Annotated in this window: 7 protein-coding genes; 2 read left to right on the top strand and 5 right to left on the bottom strand. The window is 59.8% G+C overall.

Annotated elements, in window-relative coordinates; translation table 11 throughout:
• Positions 1-157 precede the first annotated feature (157 nt).
• The 4 genes from ACTICP_RS15565 to ACTICP_RS15550 all read right to left on the bottom strand — a co-directional run bounded on the left by ACTICP_RS15565 (position 158) and on the right by ACTICP_RS15550 (position 3,529).
• Positions 158-634, bottom strand: coding sequence for a hypothetical protein (locus ACTICP_RS15565; protein ID WP_441893910.1), 477 nt, complete (start codon positions 632-634; stop codon positions 158-160).
• A gap of 14 nt (positions 635-648) precedes the next feature.
• Positions 649-2,166: a hypothetical protein gene (locus tag ACTICP_RS15560; RefSeq protein ID WP_441893908.1), complete on the bottom strand. Its 1,518-nt coding sequence runs from the start codon at positions 2,164-2,166 to the stop codon at positions 649-651.
• Positions 2,167-2,327: 161 nt separating this feature from the next.
• A complete protein-coding gene (locus tag ACTICP_RS15555; RefSeq protein WP_441893906.1) occupies positions 2,328-3,059 on the bottom strand; it encodes an ABC transporter ATP-binding protein in 732 nt (243 codons plus the stop codon).
• A gap of 20 nt (positions 3,060-3,079) precedes the next feature.
• Complete coding sequence (locus ACTICP_RS15550; protein ID WP_441893904.1) at positions 3,080-3,529, bottom strand: MarR family winged helix-turn-helix transcriptional regulator; 450 nt, start codon at positions 3,527-3,529, stop codon at positions 3,080-3,082.
• Between the two features lie 167 nt (positions 3,530-3,696).
• Here ACTICP_RS15550 and ACTICP_RS15545 point away from each other — a divergent pair, with 167 nt between their 5' ends.
• Positions 3,697-4,482, top strand: a complete 786-nt coding sequence (locus tag ACTICP_RS15545; RefSeq protein ID WP_441893902.1) for an N-acetyltransferase — start codon at positions 3,697-3,699, stop codon at positions 4,480-4,482.
• Positions 4,479-5,105, top strand: a complete 627-nt coding sequence (locus ACTICP_RS15540) for an SGNH/GDSL hydrolase family protein (RefSeq protein ID WP_441893900.1) — start codon at positions 4,479-4,481, stop codon at positions 5,103-5,105. The genes ACTICP_RS15545 and ACTICP_RS15540 overlap by 4 nt, the downstream gene beginning before the upstream one ends.
• Before the next feature lie 169 nt (positions 5,106-5,274).
• Here ACTICP_RS15540 and ACTICP_RS15535 read toward each other — a convergent pair whose 3' ends face one another.
• Positions 5,275-5,826 carry a GNAT family N-acetyltransferase gene (locus ACTICP_RS15535; protein ID WP_441893898.1) on the bottom strand — a complete coding sequence of 184 codons (552 nt, stop codon included), beginning with the start codon at positions 5,824-5,826 and terminating at the stop codon, positions 5,275-5,277.
• Positions 5,827-5,866: the final 40 nt, after the last annotated feature.

Below are 5,866 nucleotides of genomic sequence, written 5' to 3'. Positions count from 1 at the left end.
TGACTCCATCCTCGTTTCCAAGGTCAGGAGTCTCCAACAAACTCAGGGCGCTTCATTTCATGATTCCCGCGGTGTGAGGCACGACTTTAGTTTCTTTTACTGCCCGAGTCGCATTTTTGTACGCTCATACATGCTTGAAGATGCGCTGCAGCTCCGCTCAAGCCTTTGAGTGGCCCTCTCCGCGGTGAACCTGACCGACACGGGACAAGAGAAAAGCCGTGAGTACAATCGCGGCGATCGCTTGGTATCCAAGCCACAGAGAGCCCAGTTTTGGGCCGCCTGAAAAGAAACTTACGGCCGCTACCGCAGAAACAAGTAACCACCCGCCGTCGTAAATTCCTAACGACAGCAGATAGCTTCGTGAGGTTCGAACATTCGCGTAAGCGATCTCAGCCACCCCAACTGACAACACAGCCATCCCGGTTGCTACGGTCAATATGATCTCAACACCTAACGCGAGACTAATCGGGACACAGGCAATAACGTACGCAATTCCCAAGAGGATCTTGAAGCCACCGTCAGCAAGGATTCCCCAGCGCGTTCCACCTGTCGCCGGAAACAAGTTGGGCTGGGCAGCATCGTTGTTTGCTGGCTGCTGTTGTTGATTTGTGTGCGAGTTGGAACTGCTGAGCATTTTACTTCCTCGTTTCATCGGCGCTGTTTCCCCCTGTTGGCTGGCTTGGGAGCCCGAAGGCGGGTGATATCTTTTGAAACGAATGCTGACAGCAGTGTCGGCGCAGCCCGCTCCAGGTGGCCTCTCAGCACAGCGCTCAGCAGAACCAGCGCAACAAGACCGAACAGCGCGCCGATCAGGAGATGGGTCAGAGCGACCACAACGGTGTCCCCCGTCCCGTGTACCCCAAACACGCCAGCAATTCCGGGGAGAATAAGAACCTGCGTGAGGGCTGCTGCTCCTGCGGTGACTGTCGCGACGACGGCGAAAACGGTCCACTCCGCTCCAGCAGAGTTTCCTGCGCTCTGGACTGAGGAGACACGTTCTCTCGCGTCGCGGCCGGGAGAGGGCATGACCACGCTCATGAGCGGCGCGGCTGCGCATGCCGTGCCCGTGGCCGTAAGCGTCATCCCGAGCGCCACTGCCCAGAAGGGTGAGTGACTGATGATGCAGAGCACCACCGTTCCCGCGATGAGTGGCCCGCCGATCAGTATCAGCCAGGCCAGTTGACGGCCGCGCACATCGGCGCTGAGCGCCCCAGGTGTCGTGATGAGCTGCCACAGTGCCGTGCCATCAAGCGAGTACGTATTCACCGCGACCATTGCTCCAAGCACTGCCGCCATCACACCAATGAACGGGAGCGCCCAGGACCAGTTCGTTGGCGCTACCAAAAATATCATCATGAGCGGCGTCATCCATGCGTGTCCGAGCCCGAGCTTCCGGTGCGGGTCTCGGACCCACGTTTTGAGTTCGCGCACGGTCACCGCCGAGACCGCAGTGTGCCGTCTGATCACTCTGGGAACCGGAACTCCCCTGACCCTCAGATGGCTCTGGTCTCGCGCAGGAGGCTCACGGAGTGCGCGCGCGGTAAGCGAGATCCAGGCTGCGCGCAGCAGTGTTCCGCCGATCACGAGACCAAAGAGTGGAAGCACGACGCCAGGTACTCCACCACCGGCCGAAGCAGCGAACACAGCGGCCAGGCCCCACCCGGTAGGAAGGAACAGCAGCGCACTCTCTATCGTTTGCGGGACGGCGATGTTCATTGACGGGACGACAATCGTCGTTTCGCCTGCCCCGAGTTCGGGTAGTACATGAGCCATAATCGGTACCCAGCCGGCGAAGGCAACCGCGAGCAGGGCCGACATTTGGAAGGCGGCAGGCCATTCCCCGATCCTTGATCGCAGCAGGAGATCTATGATCGCGCGAACACACCGACCAAGCCAGAGAAGGAAAAACAGTTGTGCAATGATTCCGACGAGTCCCACTGAGGCTGCGATGGCACCGTGAGGTGCTGCGACCACGAGCAGGCTCGTCAACGCGGCTACAGTGATTACCGAACCAACACCCATCGCTTCGCTCGCGGCCATTGCTGCGGCTATTCTCCTCGGTCGCCGCGGAAGTGTTCGAAACCACTGCGGATCAAGAATCAGCGATGCCGCTGGCACAAGAATCGGCCCCACGAACCAAGTCATACCAAACACGGTGAGTGCCACTGTGAGCCAACTGCGATCCACGACACCGTCACGAGCGAGAACCGCAACAGTCAGCACTCCCGCGGCTGCAACAAGTCCCGCCACGAGACTAAAACCGCGCTCATCATTCGGCCCATTCCGGATGACGCGCCACCTCAGGGCTGCAAGATCTCGACGCAAACTCATTCGAGCCACTTGATTTTGCGGTGAGGGGCTTGGCCGACCAGGCCGAGGAACGTGTCGTTGAGGGTGCGCCCTCCCGTCACACACTCCAGCGTTCCCTCAGCCACGATCAGACCACCGTTGATCACAGCGACTCGGTCGCAATTGCGTTCCACCACGTCCATGATGTGGCTTGAGAGCAGGATCGTCCCACCTCCCGCCACGTACTGAGAAAGCAGGTCTTCGATTGCGCGCGCAGAAACGGGGTCGATCGCCTCGAATGGTTCGTCGAGCACGAGCACCTGCGGGCGATGGAGCAGGGCCACCGCGAGACCAATCTTTTTGCGCATACCCGTTGAATAGTCAACGATCAGCGTCGAAGTTGCGTGATCCAACTCCAACACTTCCAGTAGGTCGGCGGATCGCTCCCGCCACTGCTCACCGAGGCCGCGAAGTCGCGCCGTGTATTCGAGCAGTTCGCTGCCCGTCAGACGTTCTGGCAGAGAGAACCCTTCGAGCATAATCCCGAGGGCACTGAGCACTTCTTCTCGCTGGTGCACAGGGTCGTGCCCTGCGACAAAGATTCTCCCGGAATCTGGGGCGAGGAGTGTGGCGATCATTGCGAGGGTGGTCGATTTGCCCGCACCATTCGGCCCAACCAGGCCAGTGAATGATCCCGCAGGCACCTCCAGGTCCACTGCGTCGACCGCGACCTTGTCTCCGAAGCGTTTGGTGACGCCCGCCAGCTTCACGGCAGGAACCGATGCGGATCTCATGGTGCCTGATTCCAGGTGGTTTGGGTGTAAACGGTTCGCAGCACGCGCAAACAGGTAGCTGTCTCGTCAGCGGTGAGGCTCCGTGCGCCTGCGAGGAGCAGTTGCTGCTCGCGTTCGATAGTCCAAGCCATGAGCTCTCGTCCTGCACTGGTGGCGTGCACAAGCTTGGAGCGTTGATGCGTCGGATTGTCTACAAGTTCGAGCACACCCGCCTCAATTCCGGCATCCACACTGCGTTGCACGAACTGACGACTCAATTGGAGGGTTTCGGCTATCCTCGGCACGGGCTGGGGTGCTGTCTGCGTGAGAAACTCAAGCACGGCCCTCGTGCCGGCGGTCAGCTGAGTACCGTCTCGCTCGAGGCTGCGGGTGGCACGTCGATAGAGCAGCCCAACAACCTTCATCACTTCCGAAAGATCCAAAGCTTTTTGATCATTATCAGTCACCCCCGAATTATGACACCTTGGTTGTCAAAAAGGAAGGGGTGTGGCATCTTGGTGGGCATGGCTTCACTACAGCACCTCGCCGTGCCAACCGACGACGGACCCAGCCACATAGTCCATGTGGGTAACGGTCCGGATGTTGTTTCGCTGCACCCGAGAGGGATGGGCGCATGGAACTGACATTTAGCACACTCAAGAATCGACCAGAGCTGCTTGATGACCTCCTGAATATGGAGAATTCTTGGCCGGAGTTCATCCGCCAAGACCCTGTCGGTGGCTTGTACTACAACCCACAAGTTCTCATCCAGCTCGGTGAGTACACCCTGCTCGCGCTGGACGACCAGGGTCAGATTGTCGCGAAGGCACACTCCATCCCGTTCCAGCTATCTAACGCAGAGCTTCCGGCAGACGGCTGGGACGGAGTGATTCGTCGCGGAGTGCAGTGTGTACTCACGGGAGCAACACCAAACGCCGTTTCTGCGTTGGAGATCTCCGTACGGTCTGATGCACAGGGCAGAGGTATCTCTTCGCAGGTCCTGGCTGCGATGCGTGCCAATGCCCGGCGCTTAGGTTTCTCTCAGCTCCTCGTTCCGGTGCGGCCAACCGGCAGGAAGGATCCACGCGAGGCTATGGAAACGTACGCTCTGCGTACCCGCGAGGATGCCTTGCCACTTGACCCTTGGCTACGTGTGCACGTGCGCGCGGGCGGAACCATCGAAGCTATTGCGCAGAGATCGATGGTTGTCGTCGGCACACTCACCGAATGGCGGTCCTGGACGGCCCTGCCGTTCGATACCACCGGGCCGGTCCACGTACCGCGAGCACTGGCCCCAGTTCACTGCGACGCTGAGCACGGCATTGCGACCTACGTCGAACCCAATATCTGGGTCAGGCACGAGACGGAAGAACCGGCTGCACGCGCCAGTGATTCTGCATCTCAGGGGACCTCAGCATGAATGAATTCGACTTCGACCTCGCCTCCCGCGCCACCTGGGTGTTCACCGGAGACAGCATCACCCAGGGTGCCTACCACACGCATGGGTTTCGCTCTTGGGTTGAGCTGGTCAGCGAGCGTGTGCGATGGGAACTCGGCCGCACGCAGGACATCGTAATCAACTCCGGTGTCTCCGCTTGGACCGCCCAAGAGATCAACACTGATTTCGAGTACCTCATCGGCCGCTTCGCACCGCAGGTACTCAGCGTCTCGCTCGGAACGAACGATGCCCTTGACGGCGAGTCTGGGCTCAACAAATTCCGGCGTCGGCTCACCGAGATCGTGCGGCGGGGAACCAAGATCCATTCCACTGTCGTCCTGCACACCCCCGTCCTTGTCTTGCGCCACGCACCGCCCGCCAGACACGAGTGGCTCCCTGCATATGCCGAGGTAATCCGCACCATTGCTAACGATGAGGGGGCCATCCTCGTCGACCATGAACAGCACTGGCGTCAGCACTTCGGTGCAGAAGCCCCGACCGCGTGGATGGACGATAATACTCATCCCAACGCTGTCGGCCATCGCCACATCGCCGACACCACCTTGCGCACACTCCGATTGGGGCCGCTCCAAGAACAGATCTAGGCCCGATCATAACCTTCGCTCTGCGCCACGATCCCGTACCAGCCCCGTTGCTAGTCGAGAGAAACCTTTCGCAAGAGTTCTGGAAGCTCATGGCCGACCTCCATGAAACGATTCGAAGCTCCGTCGTCAGCATGAATAAGACTCCGCTAACGGTGGGCTGCGGCAGAGATCACGCCTCGCCCGACTGCCCTTCCGCATTTCGCCGGTTGCTGAAGCTCAAGTCGAGTCCGTCTTCGCCATGCTCGTCGAGCACTGGATCGCGTTCGAGGCCCGCTTTGAGCGCGACGTTGCGAGAGGCGCTGTTCTTTGGGCGAATCCGGGCGAGAACCGTTTCATCGGGATGACGTTGCTGAACCCAGTCGAGAACGGCTCCGGTCGCCTCGGTCCCATACCCGCGCCCCCACACCTCAGGGCGAAGACGGCAGATGAGATTCAGCACGCTGTGCCCCTGAGCAGACATACTTTTGACGCCGCAATATCCCACGACCCGTGCATGGCCCCTTTCCCGCACACACCAATAGCCGTACCCTTTACGCCCCCAATGCCCGATCCAACGACCGACGAGCTGCTCGGCCTCAGGCAAACCAGACAGGAGATCTGAAGGGTTATGCACCACGGTGCTCGGGTCCCCGGCGATCTCAAGAATCTGTGCAGCATCCTCCTTTTGCGGTGGGTCGAGACACAGCCGAGAGGTGCGCAGTGAGGGCAAGTCGTTCTTCACGTGAACTAATATCCCGTCTTCCGGTGCCGTGTTTCAGGAG

This window comes from Microbacterium sp. (assembly GCF_052102115.1).
Taxonomy (GTDB): domain Bacteria; phylum Actinomycetota; class Actinomycetes; order Actinomycetales; family Microbacteriaceae; genus Microbacterium.
The sequence above is the reverse complement of the archived record's forward strand: the minus strand, read 5'-3'. Positions and strand labels throughout refer to the sequence as shown.